Origin of the sequence: Hymenobacter glaciei, from assembly GCF_039539585.1 — a bacterium.
GTDB classification, from domain to species: domain Bacteria; phylum Bacteroidota; class Bacteroidia; order Cytophagales; family Hymenobacteraceae; genus Hymenobacter; species Hymenobacter glaciei.
The window spans coordinates 133,059-154,010 of the sequence record NZ_BAABDK010000017.1 but is presented as its reverse complement, the minus strand read 5'-3'; the positions used below and the strand labels follow the sequence as shown (position 1 = coordinate 154,010).

The window sequence follows — 20,952 nt, the reverse complement described above, 5'->3', positions numbered from 1 at the left end:
TCCTTCCTGATATCGCCTCATATACTGCTGCATTACAATGAAAGCCGTTATTCCCGTGGCCGGCATTGGCTCGCGCCTGCGCCCGCATACCCACACCCAGCCCAAAAGTCTGGTGCCGGTGGCCGGCAACACCATTCTGGGTCACCTCATCGACCGGCTCACAGATGCGGGCATCACCGAGTTTGTGTTCATTGTGGGCTACCTGGGCGATAAAATTGTGCGCTACGTGCGCCGCAGCTACCCGCAGCTGCAAGCAACCTTCGTGGTGCAGGAGCCCCGCGAGGGCATTGGCCACGCGCTGTGGCTGGCCCGCGAGGAGTTCCGACACGACCCCGACGGCGTGCTCATCCTGCTCGGCGATACCATCGTGGACGTGGACCTGCCCGCCCTAATGGCCACGCCCGGCACCGTGCTGGCCGTGAAGGAAGTGAAGGACCCCAGCCGCTTTGGCATTGTGGAGACCAGCAACGGCGGCCGCGTGAACAAGGTAGTCGAGAAGCCGAAAATTCCGAAATCGAATTTTGCCATGGTAGGCCTCTACAAGCTGGCCTACCCCGAAAAGCTGGCCCAGGCCCTGGAATGGCTGCACGATTCCGACGTGCGCACCCACGGCGAGCTACAGCTCACCGACGCGCTGATGCACCTTATTGAAGAAGGCGAGGTGATGACGACCTGCCCGGTGGACAATTGGTTCGACTGCGGCCGCAAGGAAACGCTGCTCGAAGCCAACGCCCGCCTGCTGAACCGCCCCGAGTTTCTGGACGGCCGCGACTACTCTGAATACCCCGATGCCGTGATTATCCCGCCCGTCAGCATCGGGCGCGGCTGCCAGATTACGCACTCCATTATCGGCCCCAACGTGGCCATCGGCGACAAAACCATCATCCAGAACTGCATTCTGAGCGACTCCATCATCGGCTCGTACTCGGAGCTGCGCGCGGCGGTGATGAGCAACTGCATCGTGGGCTCGGATGCCTCGTTTCGGGGCATGAACCACTCGCTGAACATCGGCGACAACACCGAAATCGACTACAGCTAGGGGCTGCAAGAATGGCCGAAGCGAAAGAAGCCCCGGCTGCTAGTGTAGCCGGGGCTTCTTTTGTGAATGGGCGGCAGAGCGTAAGAAATGGAAAGAACGCAGGATGACAGCTGTCAGCGCATGCGCCACAGCTATCCGGAGGTGGTGGCTAAGCCGATGATTTTCGACAACCAAGCCTCCAATAATGTGTATAAAAACGGCCCGAAAACGCAGGTTTCCGGGCCGTTTGGGCAGTAAATCCGGAATACGTTCGTTTGTTAGATGGCGGGGTTTATGAAACGCATCTCCAACCGGGGTTTCGTGAACGTTGGTTCGTGAACGGGTTTCTTGAACTCCATTTACACCGCTAAGGCTGGTTTCGCATCTGTGCGAGGGAGTTCAGGTAGTAGTTCACGCAAGGGAGCGTTAAACATTAGCGTGTAAATCCACCCGTTTGCAAAAAAAGCTTCTTTGGTCTTAGTAAGGGCTCTTCATGGTTTGCGCATCCGCGGGGAGCGCAAAAAACGTGTTGCTGAGCTTCATGGGGTACACACCGGTCGCCACGCTCTCCATGCTAAATTGAGGGGTGTCAATCACTATCTTCAGGGGGACCGCACCGGCTTTCGAGAGGTAGGCATACCAGTTGCCGTAACGGTGCGCTTTGTACAGGTCCTGGTACACTGGCAGTCGCGGGCTGAAGTAGTATTTCTGCACCCCGCTTCTGCAAACCAGGGTCAACTCGTCGCATTTATACCCCATTATCTCGGTGGTGCCTTTGCGAAGCGTCGTGCTCAGCACGCTGTCGGGGTTCGAGGCACCGTCATTCCAGAGCAGCCTGTTAGAACCGGCGACCTTGCTGTACAGCTTGTTTTCGCTGTTATGGTACAACTGCCAGGCCATCTGTGTCCCGTTGACCTCTGACCGGTAATCGCCTTCTTTTATGTACCAGTTCTGCACGTCTCCCATCATGGCGTTGAGTTGCCCATCGGAGAGGCCCGGGGTTTTGCTCTGGTAGGTGTTGCGGTAAATGATTTTGCCCTCGAAGTTCTGGGCATGGGTGACAAGGCCATTAAATGCCAAGGCAAGGAGGCATAGTATCTGTTTCATGTTGAAAGGGTAAGAGTTAGAAATGATTGGTTTGGAGGGAGTACGCTGACAAGTGGGGGTGTTTGGGCCGTTGTATTGCTGGCTGGGCCCCGATTGCGCCCATTGTGGACGCTGGCTGGAAACAGACCACGCGTTAACCGCCATCATTAGGAGTGGCTTCGAAGCCGGGGCCATCTTCCAGTTCGAGCAGGTTGGATTCCATGTCCTTTATCCTGCTGAAAAAAACAGCCCGGTAGTACCAGTACCGGAGCAGAAAAGAGCAACCGGTCAGGGCCGCGGAAGCCAGGCTGATGGTTGCAAACGATAGGCCGAAGCTGTGGACCTCGAACACCGCGTAGAAGGCCAATGGGGAGACAACCAAGTAGACGGAATTAGCGAACCGGTAGTAATTTTTAAACGCCGCCAGGGTCCGGCGGAGCGCTTCCCTCGAACTGGCGTCGGCGTTTTCCGAGAATATTTCCGCCTGTCGGCGGTAGGTCCAGTTGGAGAACAGGGCGAAACCCACTAGGACAGCGGCCAGGGAAAGCTTCCCGGCCAAGGCGCTTCCCCCCAGGCCCAGGTGGTATTGCCAAACCACGTACCCCACCGCCAGCAGCACCAGCAGAGCGGCATTCCACCCGCCGAACTGGTTCAAGAAGGCACTCTTCTCCCTCAGCTTCCCCAAGGAGCTGGTGTTGCGCTCAATAATCCGGTTTAATGCCTCACGGGAATACCCCCCGTGTTCGACCCCTTCCCTGCGGGCGGTGCCCCAGCTTCTTTTGAATGTGTCCAGTTCCATGCTAAGATATGCTGATAAGTATTCGTAGTTGGGCCTTAATCCGGTGGAGTTTGAAGCCCACGTTGGCCTCTGATATCCCCAGTATCTCGGCCATCTCCCGGTAGCTGCAATCCTCCAGGTAGAGCAGGGTCAGGGCCTGGTCCACCTGGGAGAGCCGCCGAATCGCCCGGTGCATGGCCGCCATTTCCTCGCCGAAGCCCCCCTCCACGGCCGGCACCTGGAACGCCTCGGGGCCCAGCTCGGCAAATCGCTCGGCCTTGGTCTCCTTCCGCAGCCGGGTAATCGCGGTGTTTAGGGCTATCCGGTACATCCAGGTAGTGACCTTGGAGCCTCCCTGGAAAGTGGGGTAGGAACGCCAGAGCTGAAGCACGATGTCTTGAAAAAGGTCTTCCCTGTCTTCCTTGGCGTTGCAGTACATGTTGCAGACCTTTTGAATAAGGCCCTGCTGGGTTTCGATGAGTAGAAGGAACTGCTCTTTCAAGATGGTCGGTATTTCCCAATTAGTCGGTGAAAGCGGGGAATCCTTAGATAACCCCGGTTTTTTTTGCCCTAATAAGAGAAATAGAGGGGGTGAACCCATCGTGCAACGCTTGATTCAGGCCCAGGGGGTGGAATTCATGAAAGATAGAGCCCCTGCTGTCGTTCAGGAAAACGGTCGTGGCTGTTGCAGAACTCGGTGCACCGCTTCTAACAGAAGGATTAGTCGAAATAAACCGCGCTCAGAAGGCTCGTAAACGCACCTTTTTACTCCTGCTTAGCGGCTGGCGCAGGCCGTACTCGCGTTCACAGGCGACTTCTGCAACAGCCACGGTCAAAATAGCAAACGGCAACTTATTGACCCGATTAGCGTCTCGTCAGATTCTCCCGCTTTAACCACCGCTCCGGCTGCTTCGGCAGTTGTAGTTGCTGCCCCTCGAAGCAGCGCACGCCGCAGGTGGGGCCGCTTAGCTCGCCGAAATCCTCCGTCTGCAACACGCGGTAATCGGCGTCAATCCAGTACAAGTGGCGGTCGAAGGCGCGGGGCAGGTTGGGGCACAGCGCGCGGCCGGTAACTTCGCTGACCTTCGGTTCGGTAGGGGGGGCGCCGTGGCTTACGGCCCCTGTCGCGCAGCAGCCAGTCCCGGCTTTTGGGGGTGTAAGGTGGCCTCAGGCGGTGTTCGCAGAGCATTTTGCGCCGCCCAGACGTTTGGGCAGGGGCTCTGTCAATAAAAATTTATATTAGCAGGCCTATTCTTTAGGCTTCGTCCCCGCTTGCTTATGGTTCCCGACGCTACGCCAGATTCTTCCGTCTCCTCGCCCCCCTTCCCCGCTGCCTTGCTGCCCACGCTGCTGGCCGTTTCGCTCTCCGCCGTGAACCTGCTGCGCCCGGTGTACGGACCCGGTGGCCCCGAAATTGTCGATTTCAGCTTCGACTACCTCAACCCCGCCGCGCAGCGAATAACGGGCTTGCCCGAGCGGCCGGGCACCACGGCCCTCGCCCGCTTCCCGGAGATGGTCGTTAACGGTGTCTTCGACTTCTACCGCCGCACGTACCAGTCCGGCGAGCCGGGCACGTTCGACGTAAATCGCCAGTCCGACGGCCTCGACAACTACTTCCGCCTCGCCGCCCAGCGCTGCGAAGACCTGCTCGTCGTCAGCTTTGCCGACACCGCCGACCACCCCCGCACGCCCGTGGAAGAGGCCCTGCGCGCCGCCCAGGCCGCCGAGCAAACGGCTCGCGCCGACGCCGAAGCGCAGCGGCAGCGGCTGCACGACGTCCTGCTGGACTTGCCCGCCTTCGTGGCCACCTACCGCGGACCGGCGCACACGTACGAATACGTCAACCGCAACTTTCAGCAGGCCCTGCCCGGGCGCTCCCTGGTGGGGCGCACCGTGCGGGAGGCCCTGCCCGAGGAAGGCCAGGCGTACCTCGACTTGCTCGGCCAGGTGTACCAAACCGGGGAGCCGTTTCAGGGCCAGGAAGTTCCGTCGCTGGTCGACTACACCGGCACCGGCCAGCTGGAGCAACGCTACCACAACTTTTACGTGCAGGCCACGCGCGACCCCGCGGGCACCATCGACGGCTTGCTCAGCTTTAGCTACGACGTGACCGAGCAGGTGGAGGCCCGGCAGCAGCTGCACCTGCTCAACCAGGAGCTGGAAGCGCGCGTGTTTGAGCGCACCCACGACCTGCGCCACGCCCAGGCCGAGGCCGTGGCCACTGCCCAGCGCCTGCTGCGCATCACCGAAAGCCTGCCCAGCACCACCTTCACCGTCGACCAAGCCGGCCAGGTGCTCTACATCAGCCCGCAGTGGTACGCCTACACCGGCATGGACCCCGGCGCCTCCGTCAACGAGGTCTGGCCCACGCTCATTCACCCCGACGATTTGCCCGTCATTGCCCGGGAGTTCGGCGCGGCCCTGGCCGAGGGCCGGCCCTGGCGCTACGAGTTCCGGCTGCGCGGGGCCGCCGGCCACTACCGCTGGTTTGCCAGCCAGGGCGAGCCCGAGCCGCTGGCCGAGGCCGAGCAGGCCGGCCGGCCCCGCCAGTGGTTCGGCTCCAACCTCGACATCGACGACCTCAAGCAAGCCCAGTATGCCCGGGAGCAGCAGGAGCAGCGGCTGACCAACATTCTCACGTCCCTGCCGGCCAGCGTTGTCACTTGCGAGGGAGAGGAGCTCCGCTTAACGTTTTTCAACGATACGTTTCAGCAGTTTGCGCTTGGCCGGGCCGTGCTGGGCCGCACGCTGGGTGAGCTGTTTCCCGAAGCCGTGGAGCAAGGATACACAGGCTTGGTGCACGGGGTGCTGCGCACCGGCGAGCCCTTCCGCGCCTCCGAGGTTACCTCCTACGTAGTGGACCCACGCACCGGCGCGCGGAAGGAAACATTCCTAGACCTGACCTACCTGCCGCTGCGCCACGGCACCGAGCCCCCGCACGCCGTGCTGACCTTTAGCCTGGACGTGACCGAGCGGGTGCATGCCCGGCGCGAGCGCGAAACCCAGCAGCTGCTGCTGCTGGCCGCCAACGAGGCCCTCACCGAAAGCAACCACCGGCTCACGCGTACCAACAACGACCTGGACACATTCATCTACACGGCCTCGCACGACCTCAAAACGCCCATCTCCAACCTCGAAGGCCTGCTGCACGCGTTGCGCGAAGAAATACCCCCCGAACTGTTGCAGGGCCGCTACGCGCCGCGGCTGCTCGGCCACATGCAGGGGGCCGTGGACCGCTTCAAGCTCACCATTGCCCAGCTCACCGACATCTCCCGGCTGCAGCGGGCCAGTACCCAGCCGGTCGAAAGCGTGGACCTGGCCACCCTCGTGGCCGACGTCCGCCTCGACCTGGCCCCGCAGCTCGCCGCCGACGCCCGCCTGGTTGTGGACGTCGCCGCGTGCCCGCGCGTGACCTTCGCGCCCAAAAACCTGCGCAGCATCGTCTTCAACCTGCTCAGCAACGCCTTCAAGTACCGCCACCCCGCCCGCCCGCCCCACGTGGAGCTGCGCTGCCATTGCGCCGAAGACGGCACCGTGGTGCTCGACGTGCAAGACAACGGCCTTGGCCTCACCCACGACCAGCAGGGCCAGCTTTTCGGCCTGTTTCGCCGCCTGCACGACCACGTCGAGGGCTCGGGCGTCGGCCTCTACATGGTCAAGCGCATCGCGGAAAACGCCGGCGGCACCATCGCCGTGCAGAGTACGCCCGACGTGGGCACCACCTTCACCGTCATGCTCCCCGCGCCAGCCAGGGCAGCATAACGCCCCGCGAATTTATTTCAGTCCACGAACTATTTTTATCCGTGCCATGCGCAAGCTTTCCACTATTTTATTGGTCGACGACAACGAAATCACCAATTTTCTCCACGAGCGGCTGTTCGAGCGCTGCAACGTGTTCGACCAGGTGCTGATGGCCGCCAACGGCGCCAAAGCCTTGGATGTCCTGGCCCGGCAACGGGACCAGTTTGGCTCCGCCAATCCCGTGCTGGTCCTGCTCGACCTCAACATGCCCGTCATGAACGGGTTTCAATTTCTTGAAGCTTTTCGGGCCTTGCCCCCCGCGCACCAGCAGGGCGTGGTCGTGGTCGTACTCACCTCCTCCGAAAACGTTCAGGATTTCGACCGCGCTTCCGCCTTGCCCATCGCCGGCCTTCTCGACAAACCCCTGGACCAAGCGAAAATCGATACCCTGCTGCAGCTCTATTCGGGCCTGCCAACCGCCGCTGAATGACGCCGCTTTTTGCCCCAGTTACCCCAAGGCAAAGCGAGCGGACCATCTGGCTCGCTCGCTTTGCCTTGGGGTAGTATAAGAATGTTGAACAGAAGAAAGACATCTGTTTCTTCTGTGATGACAGCCAAAAAGAGCGGGTCGTCGCCCGGGCAATGACGCAAATAGGCCGAAGCTCTGCGCCTGACTTCTGAGAGCCGGAGCAGCTTCAGTCGGAGCCGAGCATCTTGCCGAAGCCATCGGTCGTGCGGGCAAATCAAGCACCGCCGACGTTGCGTTGCTTCAGCATGTACAGAGTCGGGAAAGGTTCTCGCGCTGGTAGCATCGAAACCATCGTAACTGACGTTACGCCGCGTGTAGCTGGCGCATCTGCGACGCGCTGCCGCTTGGGTTCGAGCCTGGGCTCGGGCGCGAACGACTTGCGGCCGGGCGGGCAAAACGGCCCCAATGCCCGAGCCATAGGCTCAAAGCCAGTCGGCACGCGTCACAGACGCGCGCCAGCACGTTGGTGCGTAACGTCAGATAATAAATAGCGCCCACCACCGTACTTTTCGGGTAAAATCGCGCTGCTTATGACTTTCCGCCCTGCTTTCGGCCTGCTGCTGGCCCTTGTGTTGCTCATTGGCCCCGCCTCGGCCCAAACGCCCCTCGGCCAGCCCTCGCTCGACGAGAGCAAGGTGCAGATGTGGTGCGCCACGGTGCGCTTCGTGTACGACGACGCCGGCCGGCCCAACCTCAAAAGCACCGTGCGCTGCGAAGGCGGCAACCTCGACGCGCTGGCCGCCAGCATCCGGCCCGATAGCCTGCGCGTGTACAGCCTGCTGTACCAACCCATTGAGGGCCGGGGCGCCATTTACCAAGGCAAGAAAGACAACCCGGCCCGGCTCGCGGCGCTGGCTAAAGCCATTGTGAGCAAGCTGAAAAGCTCGCCCGCCCGGCGCAAAGACCCCGCCCGCATGGCCCGCGTGGCCGCCCTCGAAACCGCCCTCACCAACTACGTCACCTCGGGCACACCCATGGGCGAAGTGTCGGCCGCCATGGCCCCCGAACGGGCCGATACCACCGTAGTTGACACCGCACCCGGGGCGCCTGGTCCCGCCGAAGTTGCCGAGGCACAGGCAGCGGCCGAGCGCGATGCCGTGGGGGCCAACCCCAACGCCAGCCCTGCCGCTGGCACCGAGAGCCTGCTAAACCGCTTTGCCGCGCCGCTGGCCCTTATTCTGGGCATTCTAAGCCTGGTGCTGTACGTTATGTTGCGCGTGACGCTGGGCCACTGGCGCCGCCAGCAGCGCCGCGAAACCCTGGAAGCCAAGCAGGCCGCTACCGCCGCCCAGGCCGCTGCTGCCGAAACCAGCGCCGCCGTGGCTGACTCCACCGCTCGCCTCAAACGGGCCGAAGCGCTGGTACTGGCCGGAACTGCTGAGCCCGCTGCGACCCCGGCGCTCGACCGCCTCAGCCCGGCCCAGCGCCTGGAAGTTGAGCGGCTGGTGAGCCAGCGCGTGGACGAGGAGCTGCGCTGGCTGCGTGCCAACCTGCCCGAACTGGTGGCCGAGGCCACGGCGTTGGCTGCAACTTCGGCGGCTGCGCCCGCGACTTTGCCAGACGCCCCCGCAACTGGGGCCGTGGCCGACGATGTGCAAATGGATTAGCGCGGTGGCATGTTGAGTTCTGCCCAATCAGGCCGTCATGCCGAGCGTAGCCGAGGCATCTCGCTGGGCACCACTAATCCTTTCCAACGGTTAGCTTACTGCTGCACGCGAGAGGCCTCGGCTGCGCTCGGCCTGACGTTCTATTAATCTACATCAACCATACTTTGCTATAACCATGAAAGCTGCTTTACCTGTTGTGTTGGTGCTGGCCGCCGCCAGCGCTTGTCGCGCCACCTCGCCCGCCGACCGCAGCACCCTGCCCAACCATCGGCCCATTACCGAAGCCACCGTTCGCGAATACGCCGAGCCCAGCCGCAAAGCCGGGTTGGAGCTGCCTGACCCCCTGCCACCCGTGAAATACCCCGTAACCCGCAAAGTCGACCACGTCGACGACTATTTTGGCACCAAGGTGCCCGACCCGTACCGCTGGCTCGAAGCCCTCGACGCGCCCGACACCAAAGCCTGGGTGACGGAGGAAAACAAGGTGACATTCGGCTACCTGAATCAGATTCCGTTCCGGGACAAGATTCGGGAGCGGCTGACGAAAATCTGGAACTACGAGCGGTTCGGCGTGCCCGAGCAGGTGGGAGAGGAGCTGGTGTTCAGCAAGAACGACGGCCTGCAGAACCAAGCCGTGCTGTACCGCCAGCGCGGCAGCGGCGGGCCGCAGGTGCTGCTCGACCCCAACAAGTTCTCGGCCGACGGCACTACCGCCCTGGCCGGTACCGAGTTCAGCAATGACCATCGCTACCTGGCCTATGCCACCAGCAGCGGCGGCTCCGACTGGCACAAGGTTCAGATTATGGACCTGAAGACCAACAAGCTGCTGCCCGAAACCCTGGAGTGGGTGAAGGTGTCGGGCACGTCGTGGACCAAAAACGGCTTCTACTACGGCCGCTACGATGCGCCCAAGGCCGGCCAGAACGGCTTGTCGGGCAAAAACGAGTACCACAAGGTGTATTTCCATCAGCTGAACACGCCGCAGAGCGCCGACAAGCTGGTGTACGAGAACCCCAAAATGGCCCTCGGCTTCCGCTTCGCCAGCGCCACGGAGGATGAGCGGTTTCTGGTATTGACGCTTACCGACGGCAAGGCCGACGGCAACCAACTGTGGGTGCGCGACCTCGCCGACCCCAAGCAGGCCAGCACCTGGACCAAGTTGATTACCAGCTACGAAGACAACAACAGCGTGATTGGCAACGTGGGCGGCGAGGTGTTGGTGTACACCAACTACAAAGCCCCCAACTACCGCGTCGTTCGCATCGACCCAAAGAAACCACAGGAGGCCAACTGGCACGACGTGCTGCCCGAAAGCAAAAACAAGTTGGAGAGTGTGCAGCAGGTGGGTGGCAAGCTGATTGCCGATTACCTGAACAATGCCAGCTCGCAGGTGAAGGTGTACTCGGAGCTGGGCAAGTTTGAGCACGATGTAACGCTGCCGGCCATTGGCACGGCTAGTGGCTTTGGGGGCCGGCGCGATGCCAAGTCGGTGTACTACGCCTTCACCTCGTTCACCTACCCGACCACGATTTACAAGTACGACCTCGCCACCAACACCAGCACAGTTTTCCGCGCGCCGAAGGTGGACGTGAACCCGCAGGACTACGTGACGACGCAGGTGTTCTACCCGAGCAAGGACGGCACGAAGATTCCCATGTTCATCGTGCACAAAAAAGGCGTGACCCTGAATGGCAAGAACCCGACGTACCTGTATGCTTATGGCGGGTTCAACATCTCGCTCACGCCGAGCTTCTCGGTGGCGCGCATGCTGTGGCTGGAAAACGGTGGCGTGCTGGCCATTCCGAACCTGCGCGGTGGCGGCGAATACGGCGAGGCCTGGCACAAAGCCGGCATGACGCCCAACAAGCAGAACGTGTTCGACGACTTTATTGCCGCCGCCGACTACCTTAAAGCCGAGCACTACACCGACTACGAGCACCTCGCCATTGCGGGCGGCTCAAACGGCGGCCTGCTGGTGGGCGCGACTATGACGCAGCGCCCCGACCTGTGCAAAGTGGCCCTGCCCGCCGTGGGCGTGATGGATATGCTGCGCTACCAGACCTTCACCATCGGCTGGAACTGGGCCCCCGAGTACGGCACCTCGGCCGACCAAAAGCAGTTCGAGAACCTGCGCAAGTTCTCGCCCCTGCACAACCTGAAGCCCGCCGCCTACCCCGCCACGATGATTACCACCGCCGACCACGACGACCGCGTGGTACCGGCGCACTCCTTCAAATTCGCCGCCGCCCTGCAGGCCGCCAACACCGGCCCCAACCCTACGCTCATCCGCGTGGACGTGAACGCCGGCCACGGAGCGGGCAAAAGCACCAAGCTGCAGATTGACGAGTGGGCCGACGTATGGAGCTTCTGCTATGCCAACATGGGCGTGACGCCGGACGTGAAGTAGGCGATTGTTTATGCAGCACCTGAAATGCTACTGGCTCGCCACGGCACTGCTGTTACTAGCGCCGCACCTGAGTTGGGGGCAGTGGAAACTGGTAAATGATGACTGTGCCTTCCCGGCCGGCAAGCGCTATTTCAATTCGGTTGCCGACGACCGGCCCGTGACCAATGCTGACGTGGACCGCCCAGCTACAAGCACGACTAAACTACCCAAGCCCCTGCCTCATGCCGCTGATGTGGCGAAGGCCGAACAGGAATACGCCGCCGGGCAGTATGCTGAGGCCGCAAAGCGGCTAAAGCCATTCATCGCTGAAAAGGTGATTTCGCCCAAAGTCCTCAGCCTCTATGCTCGTTCCTTGTATCGGGTTCCGGGGGCTAAAGACCAGAGCTATGTCGCCTACCAGCGCCTGATTGCCTTGCTTGATGCCTACGGCCGCGAAGACGCCACCACCAGCGTCATTTACCTGAGCTTCGGGGAGTCGTACTACAAACTGGCCACCATGCAAATGGATAAGTCTCAGTGGAAGCTGGCGGCTTACAACCTTTCCCGCTTTCTGTACACGCTCAATGCGGTGCCTTCGTGGAAAACCGATGACATTTACCAAAGCGCCCTCGAATACCAAACTGAGTGCTTTGCCAAGCAAGGCAACGTTGCCTTAACTCGTCATTACGGCCAGCGCACGTTGAAATTCTTTCCTCAGAATCAATACGTGCTACCGTACCTGGCCCGCCTGCCCGCCGCGCCCACCGTCAGACCCTAATCAGCTACTGATATGGTAGTGTAAAACAATCGGGCATTAAAAAAGCGCATCCCATTTCAGATGCGCTTTTTTAATGCCCGATTGCAATTCAACTAATGGGTTGCTTACTGCCCGGCCCCAGCCTTGTCGCCGGCTGGTTTTAGGTTGGTTTCGAAGAGCTTGAGGATGCGCTTGTACTCGTCGGTCCAGGAGGAGGGCTCCAGGAATGCGTGGTCCTCGACGGGGTACACGGCCAGCTCCCAGTTTTCCTTTTTGAGCTCGATGAGGCGCTGCGACAGGCGCACGATGTCCTGGAAGTGCACGTTGGTGTCCACCATGCCGTGGCACATCAGCAGGGCCCCTTTCAGGCCGCTGGCGTAGTTGATGGGCGATGAGCGGGCGTAGGCCAGGGAGTCGTTGTAAGGCTCGTTGAGGATGTTGTCGGTATAGCCGTGGTTGTAGTGCGCCCAGTCCGTGACGGAGCGGAGCCCGGCGCCGGCCTTAAACACGTCGGGCTGCGTGAACATGGCCATGAGGGTGATGAAGCCGCCGTACGAGCCGCCGTAGATGCCCAGCCGCTGCGGGCTCACGCCGTACTTTTCCGTCAGCAGCTTGGCGCCGTCCACCTGGTCGGTGAGGTCTTTGCCGCCCATGTAGCGGTAGATGCCCGTGCGCACGTCGCGCCCATAGCCAGCCGAGCCGCGATAGTCGATGTCGAGCACGGTGTAGCCCTTCTCCACCAGCAGGTTGTGGAACATGTACTCGTGGAAGTAGCTGCTCCACCACTTATGCGCGTTCTGCACGTAGCCGGCGCCATGCACGAATATCACGGCCGGGCCCTGGGCGGCGGGTGTGGCCGGGCGGTAGAGGCGGGCGTACACGTCGGCCCCGTCGCGGGCCTTGAAGGTGATGATTTCCGGGTCGCGCCACGGGTAGCTTTCGAACTCCGGCGTGGTGCTGTGGGTGAGCTGCCGCATTTTGGCGCCGGGCTTGTTGTCCATCACGAACAGCTCCCAGGGCTTGTTGGTGTAGCTGTAGCGCACGGCCAGGGTACGGCCGTCGGGTGATACGGTGACGTCGTGCGCGCCGGGGCGGGTGGTTATCTGGCGCAGCGGGCCGCCGTTTAGGGGCATCTGGTAGAACTGCTGCTCGCCGGGGTGGGTGGCGTTGCTGCTGAGGTACCACATCTGGCGGTCGCGGCTCAGCTGGGCGTTTTGAATTTCGAATTTGCCGCTGGTCAGGGCCTTTTTTTGGGCGGTGGCTACGTCCACGGTGTAGAGGTGGCTGTAGCCGGTTTCCTCGCTCTGAAACCATACCCGGCGGTTGTCGGGCATCCAGCCCACGTTGCCCGGGCCGTTGCCGATGCCGGGGCCGTGAATCCAGGCGTCGTCGTGTTGGCGGTCGAGCAGCTTGATTTTCTGGGTGGCCGGGTCCAGGCCGACTATCCAGCGGTCCTTGTTGTCGGCAGTGCGCATCACCAGGAAGGCCCGCTGCCCATCGGCCGACCAGTACGGGCCAAAAGGCTGCACGCGGCGCAGCTCGGGCTTCTTCGGCTTGCCGGCGGCCGCGGCCTTGGCCGAGTCGGCGGGCATAGGGGCTTTGGCGGGCAGCTGGTATTCCTTGCGGTACGCCGGCTGCTCGTCGAGGCCCTTCAACTCGGAGTAGCCCAGCACGAAGGTGGTATCGCGGGCAATGTCGTAGATGCCCAGCTCGACGGCTGTTTGGGCGGCGCCCACTTTGGGGCGGCTCGTGATGTCTTCCGTGAAGCCCGACGCCGTGACGAAGCTGGGCACCAACGCGACTTTCGCGCCCGCGGGCTCCTGCCGCAGCGTGTAGGTGACGTAGCGGCCGTCGGGGCTGAGCTGCATGTTGACCACCGTTTGCAGGCCGAGGTAAATGGCCTTGGGCTGCAGCCGGGCCAAAGCTTTCTGTTGCTGCTCCTGCGCCAGCCGGTCCTGCTCGCGCAGCCGCACCACGTCGAACAAAGCCAGCTGCTGCGCCCGCAGGTAGCGCTCGGCCTTGTCGGTAGGCGTGGTGCTGGCGGGCTTGCTGCCCTTGCGGAAGTCGGTGCGCTGGGTGGTTTCGCCGGTGGCGGGGTCCCAGGTATAGAGGTTTTGGGCGCGCACGTAGCTCACCAGCTTATCGCGCAGGGCAAAGTCGGGGCTGGTTTCGCGCTCGGCGGTATTGGTCACGCGCCGCACTTTTTGGGTTTTCAAGTCCAGCAGGTATATGTCGCCGTCGCGCTCGTACACCTTGCGGGTATACTTGTTATCGTACGTGCCGCCGCTGGCCGGCAGCGTGCGCTGCTCGCGCTGGGGCACCTTGCGCGGCGCAGCAGTACCCGTGGGCGCCACTTGGTACAGCGAGTCGCGCCGGTCTTTGGTCGGGTTCCAGTTGAAGTAGATGTGCCGGCCATCTTCGTCCCAATACACGCCCGACGGCGAAGTGCCCAGCCACTGCACCGGGTCGCGCATGATTTTCTCGACGGTGAGCGGGGCCAGCGGGCTGGCTGTAGCGGGCGCGGCGGCCGGGGCCTGCGCCAGAACGGGCCCTGCCAACAGCAGCAACCCCAGAAAGTAAAAATTACGCATCACCAAAGCTACTCCGGCAAGCGCCGAAATTGCTGCGAAACAGCGGCTGCTCAAGTGCCTAGTGCGCGGCTGACCATCGGGACGCTGCGCCGGCAGGTGCTTGGGTTCTTATGCCAGGTGCAGTTGCCGGCGAGCGGGCTATTGGCTGTATCATTGCAGAACCGCTTGCCCGTTGGGCAGCCCACAACGCTATCCTATTGGCTCACATGCCCCAATTAGTTTTACCCGCTGCCTGCTTGCTCGTGTTTGGTTCGGTGGCGCTTGCCCAGGCCCAGGCTCCTGCAGTAACGAGCCTGCTGCCGGCCCGCAGCGCCGGGGCCGTGCCGCGCACAGCGCCGGTCAGCATCACGCTGTCGCAGGCCATTACCCCGGCCTCGGCAAGTACGGTGCAGGTGCATTCGGTGCGGGCCGGCGGGCGCAAAGCGGGCGCTTTCAGTACCAGCGGCAACACCATTACGTTTGTGCCGGCCACGCCCTTTTTGCCCGGCGAAACGGTGCAGGTAAGCGTGCCCGCCACGGTGCAGGGCACGGGCGGCACCGGCAGCGTGCCCTACTGCTACGAGTTCACCACCGCGGTCGACGGGTTTGGCGGCGGCACGTTCGCCCCGCCGGCTGCCAATCCCAACCCGGTTTCCGTGCCTCCCGGCCCCGCCAGCATCGTGCTGGGCGACGTCGACGGCGATGGCGACTTGGATATGCTGGTGGGAACGGGCATCAACACGGTGAGCGTGCGCCTCAACAGTGGCCTGAACAGCGGGAATTTTGTGCCTTCAGGAGTCAGTGCTGAATTTCCGTTGGGCGGCAATTCGCAGGGTCTGGCTCGCCTGGCTTTGGGCGACATTGACGGCGACACCGACCTCGACCTACTGGCCACCTCGGCCGATGGCAGCCTGAAAATTCGCCGGAATGATGGGGTGAACAGTGGCTTCTTCGTGCCTGTCTCGCCGTCCAGCGTGGCCGTGGGGAGCGTGGCGCTGGGCCTGGCCCTGGGCGATGTCGATGGCGACGGCGACCTGGATGCGCTCACGGCCAATGCCGGGAGCAACACGGTGAGTATCCGGCTGAACAACGGGCTGAACAGCGGTATTTTCCTGTCCCCGCCCAGCGGCGGTGAAGTGGCCGTTGGAACCGGCCCCAGCCAGGTGTTGCTCGGCGACCTCGATGGCGACGGCGACCTGGACCTGCTGGCCGTGTGCGCCGGCAACACCAACCTGGTAAGCGTGCGGCTGAACAGTGGGCTGAACAGCGGCATGTTCGTCGTTCCCGCCATCAATGCGGATATCAGCACCGGGCTCTTTACGAACAAGGCTGCGCTGGGCGACATCAACAGCGATGGATACCCCGACCTAGTGGTGAGCCGGGGCGGCACGGCCAACAGTGTTGATACCTGGCTTAATAGCGGGAGCAACACGTTTGCACCTTTTCAAAGCACACCGGTTTCGCGCCAGCCCCTCGATGTTGCCTTGGGCGATATCGACGGCGACGGCGACCTGGATATGCTGATAGGCAATGATAATACGACCGGCACGGTCACCCTTCGCCTGAACGGGGGCTTTGGCAGCGGGATTTTCCTGGAGCCCGTGCTGGGGCCCGAGCCGGCCGTGGGGGCCAGCTTTCCGTGGGCCGTGGCGCTGGGCGATATTGACGGCGATGGCAACCTGGACTTTGCGACGGCCAATAACAACAACAGCGGCAGCGGCAGTGGCGCCGGCGGCAGCAACGGCACCGTGAGCGTGCGCCTGAACCAGCTCTCCGGTTTGCGCACGACGGTGGCCCCGGCCAGCGGCCCGGTGGGCACGGCCGTGTTGCTGCGCGGCACCGACGTGACCGGGGCCAGCGCCGTAAGCTTTAATGGCACCCCAGTGCCGGCGGGCGATTTCAGCGTGGTGTCGCCTACCCTGCTGCGGGCCATTGTGCCGGCTGGAGCTACGGCCGGCCCCGTCACCATCACCACCCCTCGGGGCCTGCTCACCAGCAACACCCGGTTTGTGCCCGGGAGCGCATTGGCCGCCACCAGCTGGCGCCCCACGGCCGGCCTGCAGGTGTATCCGAGCCCCGGCCATGGCCAGCTCAGAGTAGTGGTGCCGGCACTGGCCGGGGCCACTACCGGGCAGTTGTCGCTGCTGAATTTGCTGGGGCAGACCGTGCGACGGCAGCAGATAACTCTACTCGCGGGTGGCACGCAGGTGGAGTTCGATGGTGCGCAAGTACCGGCCGGCGCGTATGTGCTGCGGTTGCAGGCCGAAGGACATACCGAAACCCGGCGGGTGACGCTGGACTAACCCGAACCACCGCCCCGGGGCTACCCGCGCCGCTTCTGCGGCTTGGGCGCTTCGGGCTGCCGGGCCATCAGCTCCAGCAGCCGTGCCGGGGTGAGCTCGGTGAAGTCGTTGATGACGGTGAGCGGGGCCTGAAAATCCTTGCCCTTGAGAGTAGTAGCCACGACCACGCAGCGCATGCCAGCGCGGTAGGCGGCCTGCTCGCCCAGCAGCGCATCTTCGAACACAATGCAGTCTTCGGGCTTCACGCCCAACTTGGCGGCAGTGGCAGTGTAGGTATCGGGGTGGGGCTTGCCCTTAGGCACGTCGTCTTTCCCAACGATGACGTCGAAGTAGCGGCGCAGGTCGAGGTGGTCGAGAATGTAGCTGAGGGTGGAGCCGCCCGAGCCGGTGCCGAGGCCGATTTTGAACCCTTCGGCCCGCGCGGCCTGCAGAAACGCCACGAGGCCCGGCAGCGCCCGGCGCTTGCTCCAGTACAGGGTGCGGTAGAGAAACTCCCGCTGCTCGGCGTAGAGTTCGAGCTGCTTTTTGGAAACGGGGTGGCGGAACACCTGCTGGAGAATGTCGCCGGCCGGCATGCCATTGAGGCGCCGGAGCAGGGGCAAGGCTTTGGTCGTGAGGCCCAGGTCGCGGAAAAGCAATTGGAAGGCGCGCGCCTGGATGGCGGTGTTGTCGACAAGCACGCCGTCCATGTCGAAAATGAGGGCTAGTTTCATAGAGATGTAAAGACGCGACCCATCGCGTCTCGGCGTTGAACGATTGAAACGGAACGGTGCCTGCCCAGTCGGTGCGGCCGCCGAGACGCGATGGGTCGCGTCTCTATATCGTTCGCAGGTATCTTTGCCGGGACGTAGTCTTACCTGCTTTCTCTTGAAAAAGATTTTTCCTCTTGCTCTGGCTGCCCTGGCAGCCAGTCCTTCGTTTGCCCAGGCCCCGGCTCGCAACGCCGCCAAAGCGTCTGCCACTACCAAAGCAGCCCCGGCTAACGGCCCGGCCCGGCCGAAGCTGGTGGTGGGCATCGTGGTCGACCAGATGCGTTACGACTACCTCTACCGCTACTGGAGCAAGTTTGGCAAGGGCGGCTTCCGGCGCTTGCTGGGCGAGGGGTTCAGCTTTGAAAATACCCACTACAACTACGTGCCTACTTACACCGGGCCGGGCCACGCCAGCATTTACACCGGGGCCACACCCTCAGCCAATGGCATTGTGGGCAACAACTGGTATGTGCGCGACGAAAACCGCGCCACCTACGTAACCGAAGACAAGACCGTGGAAAGCGTGGGCGGTACCGGCGCAGCCGGCCAGCAGAGCCCCCGCCACATGCTCACCACCACCATCACCGACGAACTGCGGCTGGCCACCAACTTCCAGAGCAAGGTGATTGGGGTGTGCATCAAGGACCGGGGCAGCATTTTGCCGGCTGGCCACGCCGCCAACGCCGCCTATTGGTACGACGGCGGCAACGGCTCCTTCATCAGCAGCACCTTCTACCAGAAAACGCTGCCCGACTGGGTGGTGAAGTTCAACCAGCGCGGGCTGGCCACCAAGTACCTCTCGCAACCCTGGAACACCCTGCGGCCCATTGGCGAGTACACCGAAAGCACGCCCGACAACGTGACCTGGGAGGCTGCCTTCAAAGGCGAAGCCGCGCCCGTCTTTCCGCACAACCTGCCCGCCATCAGCGGCGTGCCGGCTGCCATCGCGGCTAAAGACAACCTGCCCGGCCCCGCCGCCCAAACGGCCGCCGACGGCAAAAACACCTCCACTACGGCCAAGCCAGGCGCTACCGCGGCCAACGCGGCTACGCCCAATTTGGGCCTGCTGCCGAGCACGCCTTTCGGCAACACCATTACCACTGAAATGGCGCTGGCCGCCATTCAGGCCGAGCAGCTGGGCCAGCGCGGCATAACCGATTTCCTGGCCCTGAGCTACAGCAGCACCGACTACGTGGGCCACCAGTTCGGTCCGAATTCCATCGAGGTGGAGGACACCTACCTGCGCCTCGACCAGGAGCTGACTCGCTTGTTCGAAACCCTCGACAAGACTGTAGGCAAGGGCCAGGCGCTGGTATTCCTGACGGCTGACCACGGCGCGGCCCACTCGCCCGCCTTCCTGCAGGCCCACCGGCTGCCGGCCGGCGCCGTGGGCGCCAGCATCATGCGCGACACGCTGCAAAATCGGCTGGTGCGCCGCCACGGCGCCGGCAACTGGGTGCTGAGCTACGAAAACCAGCAGGTGTACCTGAACCGCACCCTGGCCGGCCAGAAGAAAATCAACTTCCATGAGCTGTCCGAGGAAGTGGTGCAGGTGATGGTGCAGCTGCCCGGCGTGAGCCGCGCTCTCACGGCCGAAGACATCCAGAAATCGCATTGGGAGAGCGGCACGCTCATGTACCTCGAAAACGGCTACTACCCCAAGCGCTGCGGCGACGTGCTGGTGGTGCTCGAGCCCGGCTGGTACGAAGCCTACAGCTTCCCGGCCAAAGGCACCACGCACGGCGAATCGTGGTCGTACGACACGCACGTGCCGCTCCTTTTCTGGGGCTGGCACGTAAAGCACGGCGAGTCGGTAGCACCCACCCAAGTGGTGGACATTGCCGCCACGCTGGCGCGCTTCCTGCACATTCAGGAGCCCAGCGGCTGCAGCGGCGTGCCGCTGGCCGAGGTGCTGCGCTAATATCGATTAATCTAACTTTTACTTCACTTGTTTGCTTTACCAATCGCCCGGCACGAGCCGGGCGCAACAACCTATGGCCAATACCCATTTTAATCCCTGGCACGACGTGTCGCGCGGCGACGAAACCCCCGCCGTTGTCCAGTCTATCATCGAAATCCCGAAGGGCAGCAAAGGCAAGTACGAGCTCGACAAAGAGAGCGGCCTGCTCAAGCTCGACCGCGTGCTGTTCTCGGCGGTGCACTACCCGGCGGCCTACGGCTTCATCCCGCGAACGTATTGCGACGACAACGACCCGCTCGATATCCTGGTGCTCTGCTCGGTTGATATTGTGCCCATGTGCCTCGTGGAGGCTAAGGTTATCGGCGTAATGCAGATGGTGGACCAGGACGAAGAGGACGATAAAATCATTGCCGTCGCCGCCCACGACATCTCCGTGAACCACTACAACGACATCAGCGACCTGCCGCCGCACACCTTGCTGGAAATGCAGCGCTTTTTCGAGGACTATAAGGCCCTGGAACACAACAAGCACGTGACCGTGGAGCAGTTTCTGGGCAAGGAGGATGCTTACCGCATCATCAACGCCAGCATTAAGCTCTACGAAGAAACTTTTGGCGACCGCCAGGCTAAATAGCTACGGTCGAGCACTTGGTCCGCAGGGGTGGCTACTGGCTTTGGGCTGGTGGTCGTCTCTGCGGATTATTTATTTAAGCCGCCGGATGCATCTTCACCGGCACATTCAATTTCTGCTTTTATCCGATGCGTTTCCGCTTCCTGCTGCTGGCCTTGGGCTGGCTGATTCATCTGCCCGGCTACAGCCAGACGTTTGTGTACCACCGCGACTACGCCCGGCTGGCTAAAGAGGCGACAAACCCCGGCAGCCCCGGCTACTACCCTGCTTTGCTGCAACAGTTCCGAGCTAATGCCAGCCTGACCGACCCGCAGGTGTGGGCCCTGATGGCTGGCTACACCAGCCAACCCGACTTTGCCCCGTACAAGGACCTCGACACGGAGCGCCACCTCTACCGCCTGAACGACGAAAAACAGTACCAGCAGGTGTTAGACGAAGCCGACCCGTTCATTCACCGCCACCCGCTCAGCCTGCAGGGGCTGCTGGAAAAATCGTATGCCCACCACAAGCTTGCGCAGCCCGATAGCTCCGAGCACTACTTGCGGCAATACAAGCGTCTTATTGAGGCGATGGCTGCCAGCGGCGACGGCCTTTCGGCCGAGACGGCCATTTTCACCATTGGCCCCACCGATGGTCAGGTGTTTATCAGCCGGTATCGGGGCAGAAAACTGGGGAGTATGGGGTCGGGGCGCGACAAGCAGGGGAACTTCCTGGATATTCTTTCGGTGCAGGGCCGCGAAGGCAGCGCCGAGTCGGGCTACGACATGTACTTTCAAATTCAGCCAGCCAGCAGCACCATGCTGCGAGAGTTGCGCCAGAAAACACGTTGAACCGGTGCCGAATCAACTAAAACGGACACCTCGTTTTTCTCGG

The 20,952-nt window shown here is 62.4% G+C and carries 15 protein-coding genes; 10 read left to right on the top strand and 5 right to left on the bottom strand.

Going from position 1 to position 20,952, the window contains the following annotated elements:
- Positions 1–37: 37 nt before the first annotated feature.
- Complete coding sequence (locus tag ABD837_RS11445; RefSeq protein WP_345054336.1) at positions 38–1,039, top strand: sugar phosphate nucleotidyltransferase; 1,002 nt, start codon at positions 38–40, stop codon at positions 1,037–1,039.
- Positions 1,040–1,495: 456 nt separating this feature from the next.
- On the opposite strand, the gene ABD837_RS11440 is transcribed toward ABD837_RS11445, so the two are convergent.
- The 3 genes from ABD837_RS11440 to ABD837_RS11430 all read right to left on the bottom strand — a co-directional run bounded on the left by ABD837_RS11440 (position 1,496) and on the right by ABD837_RS11430 (position 3,384).
- Positions 1,496–2,125 (bottom strand): hypothetical protein, encoded by a 630-nt coding sequence (locus ABD837_RS11440; RefSeq protein WP_345054333.1) that lies wholly within the window; start codon positions 2,123–2,125, stop codon positions 1,496–1,498.
- 133 nt (positions 2,126–2,258) lie between these two features.
- Positions 2,259–2,903, bottom strand: a complete 645-nt coding sequence (locus ABD837_RS11435; protein WP_345054330.1) for a hypothetical protein — start codon at positions 2,901–2,903, stop codon at positions 2,259–2,261.
- A gap of 1 nt (position 2,904) precedes the next feature.
- Positions 2,905–3,384, bottom strand: a complete 480-nt coding sequence (locus ABD837_RS11430; protein ID WP_345054328.1) for an RNA polymerase sigma factor — start codon at positions 3,382–3,384, stop codon at positions 2,905–2,907.
- Positions 3,385–4,160: 776 nt separating this feature from the next.
- Between ABD837_RS11430 and ABD837_RS11425 the strand changes: the two genes are divergently transcribed.
- The 5 genes from ABD837_RS11425 to ABD837_RS11405 all read left to right on the top strand — a co-directional run bounded on the left by ABD837_RS11425 (position 4,161) and on the right by ABD837_RS11405 (position 11,923).
- Positions 4,161–6,644, top strand: a complete 2,484-nt coding sequence (locus tag ABD837_RS11425; protein WP_345054326.1) for a PAS domain-containing sensor histidine kinase — start codon at positions 4,161–4,163, stop codon at positions 6,642–6,644.
- 46 nt (positions 6,645–6,690) lie between these two features.
- Entirely contained in the window at positions 6,691–7,113 is a 423-nt protein-coding gene (locus ABD837_RS11420; protein WP_345054323.1) for a response regulator, read from the top strand.
- Positions 7,114–7,682: 569 nt separating this feature from the next.
- Complete coding sequence (locus tag ABD837_RS11415; RefSeq protein WP_345054320.1) at positions 7,683–8,759, top strand: hypothetical protein; 1,077 nt, start codon at positions 7,683–7,685, stop codon at positions 8,757–8,759.
- 175 nt (positions 8,760–8,934) lie between these two features.
- On the top strand, positions 8,935–11,166 hold the full coding sequence (locus ABD837_RS11410; protein ID WP_345054318.1) for a prolyl oligopeptidase family serine peptidase: 2,232 nt from the start codon (positions 8,935–8,937) through the stop codon (positions 11,164–11,166).
- Between the two features lie 10 nt (positions 11,167–11,176).
- On the top strand, positions 11,177–11,923 hold the full coding sequence (locus tag ABD837_RS11405) for a hypothetical protein (protein ID WP_345054315.1): 747 nt from the start codon (positions 11,177–11,179) through the stop codon (positions 11,921–11,923).
- A gap of 104 nt (positions 11,924–12,027) precedes the next feature.
- Here ABD837_RS11405 and ABD837_RS11400 read toward each other — a convergent pair whose 3' ends face one another.
- Positions 12,028–14,493, bottom strand: a complete 2,466-nt coding sequence (locus ABD837_RS11400) for a S9 family peptidase (protein ID WP_345054312.1) — start codon at positions 14,491–14,493, stop codon at positions 12,028–12,030.
- A gap of 206 nt (positions 14,494–14,699) precedes the next feature.
- Here ABD837_RS11400 and ABD837_RS11395 point away from each other — a divergent pair, with 206 nt between their 5' ends.
- Entirely contained in the window at positions 14,700–16,775 is a 2,076-nt protein-coding gene (locus ABD837_RS11395) for an FG-GAP-like repeat-containing protein (RefSeq protein WP_345054309.1), read from the top strand.
- A 20-nt stretch (positions 16,776–16,795) separates the two neighbouring features.
- Here ABD837_RS11395 and ABD837_RS11390 read toward each other — a convergent pair whose 3' ends face one another.
- Positions 16,796–17,488 carry an HAD family hydrolase gene (locus ABD837_RS11390; protein WP_345054307.1) on the bottom strand — a complete coding sequence of 231 codons (693 nt, stop codon included), beginning with the start codon at positions 17,486–17,488 and terminating at the stop codon, positions 16,796–16,798.
- A gap of 154 nt (positions 17,489–17,642) precedes the next feature.
- Here ABD837_RS11390 and ABD837_RS11385 point away from each other — a divergent pair, with 154 nt between their 5' ends.
- The 3 genes from ABD837_RS11385 to ABD837_RS11375 all read left to right on the top strand — a co-directional run bounded on the left by ABD837_RS11385 (position 17,643) and on the right by ABD837_RS11375 (position 20,909).
- Positions 17,643–19,448: an alkaline phosphatase family protein gene (locus ABD837_RS11385; RefSeq protein WP_345054304.1), complete on the top strand. Its 1,806-nt coding sequence runs from the start codon at positions 17,643–17,645 to the stop codon at positions 19,446–19,448.
- 73 nt (positions 19,449–19,521) lie between these two features.
- Positions 19,522–20,082, top strand: a complete 561-nt coding sequence (locus ABD837_RS11380; RefSeq protein WP_345054302.1) for an inorganic diphosphatase — start codon at positions 19,522–19,524, stop codon at positions 20,080–20,082.
- Positions 20,083–20,207: 125 nt separating this feature from the next.
- Entirely contained in the window at positions 20,208–20,909 is a 702-nt protein-coding gene (locus tag ABD837_RS11375; RefSeq protein ID WP_345054300.1) for a DUF4919 domain-containing protein, read from the top strand.
- Positions 20,910–20,952 lie beyond the last annotated feature (43 nt).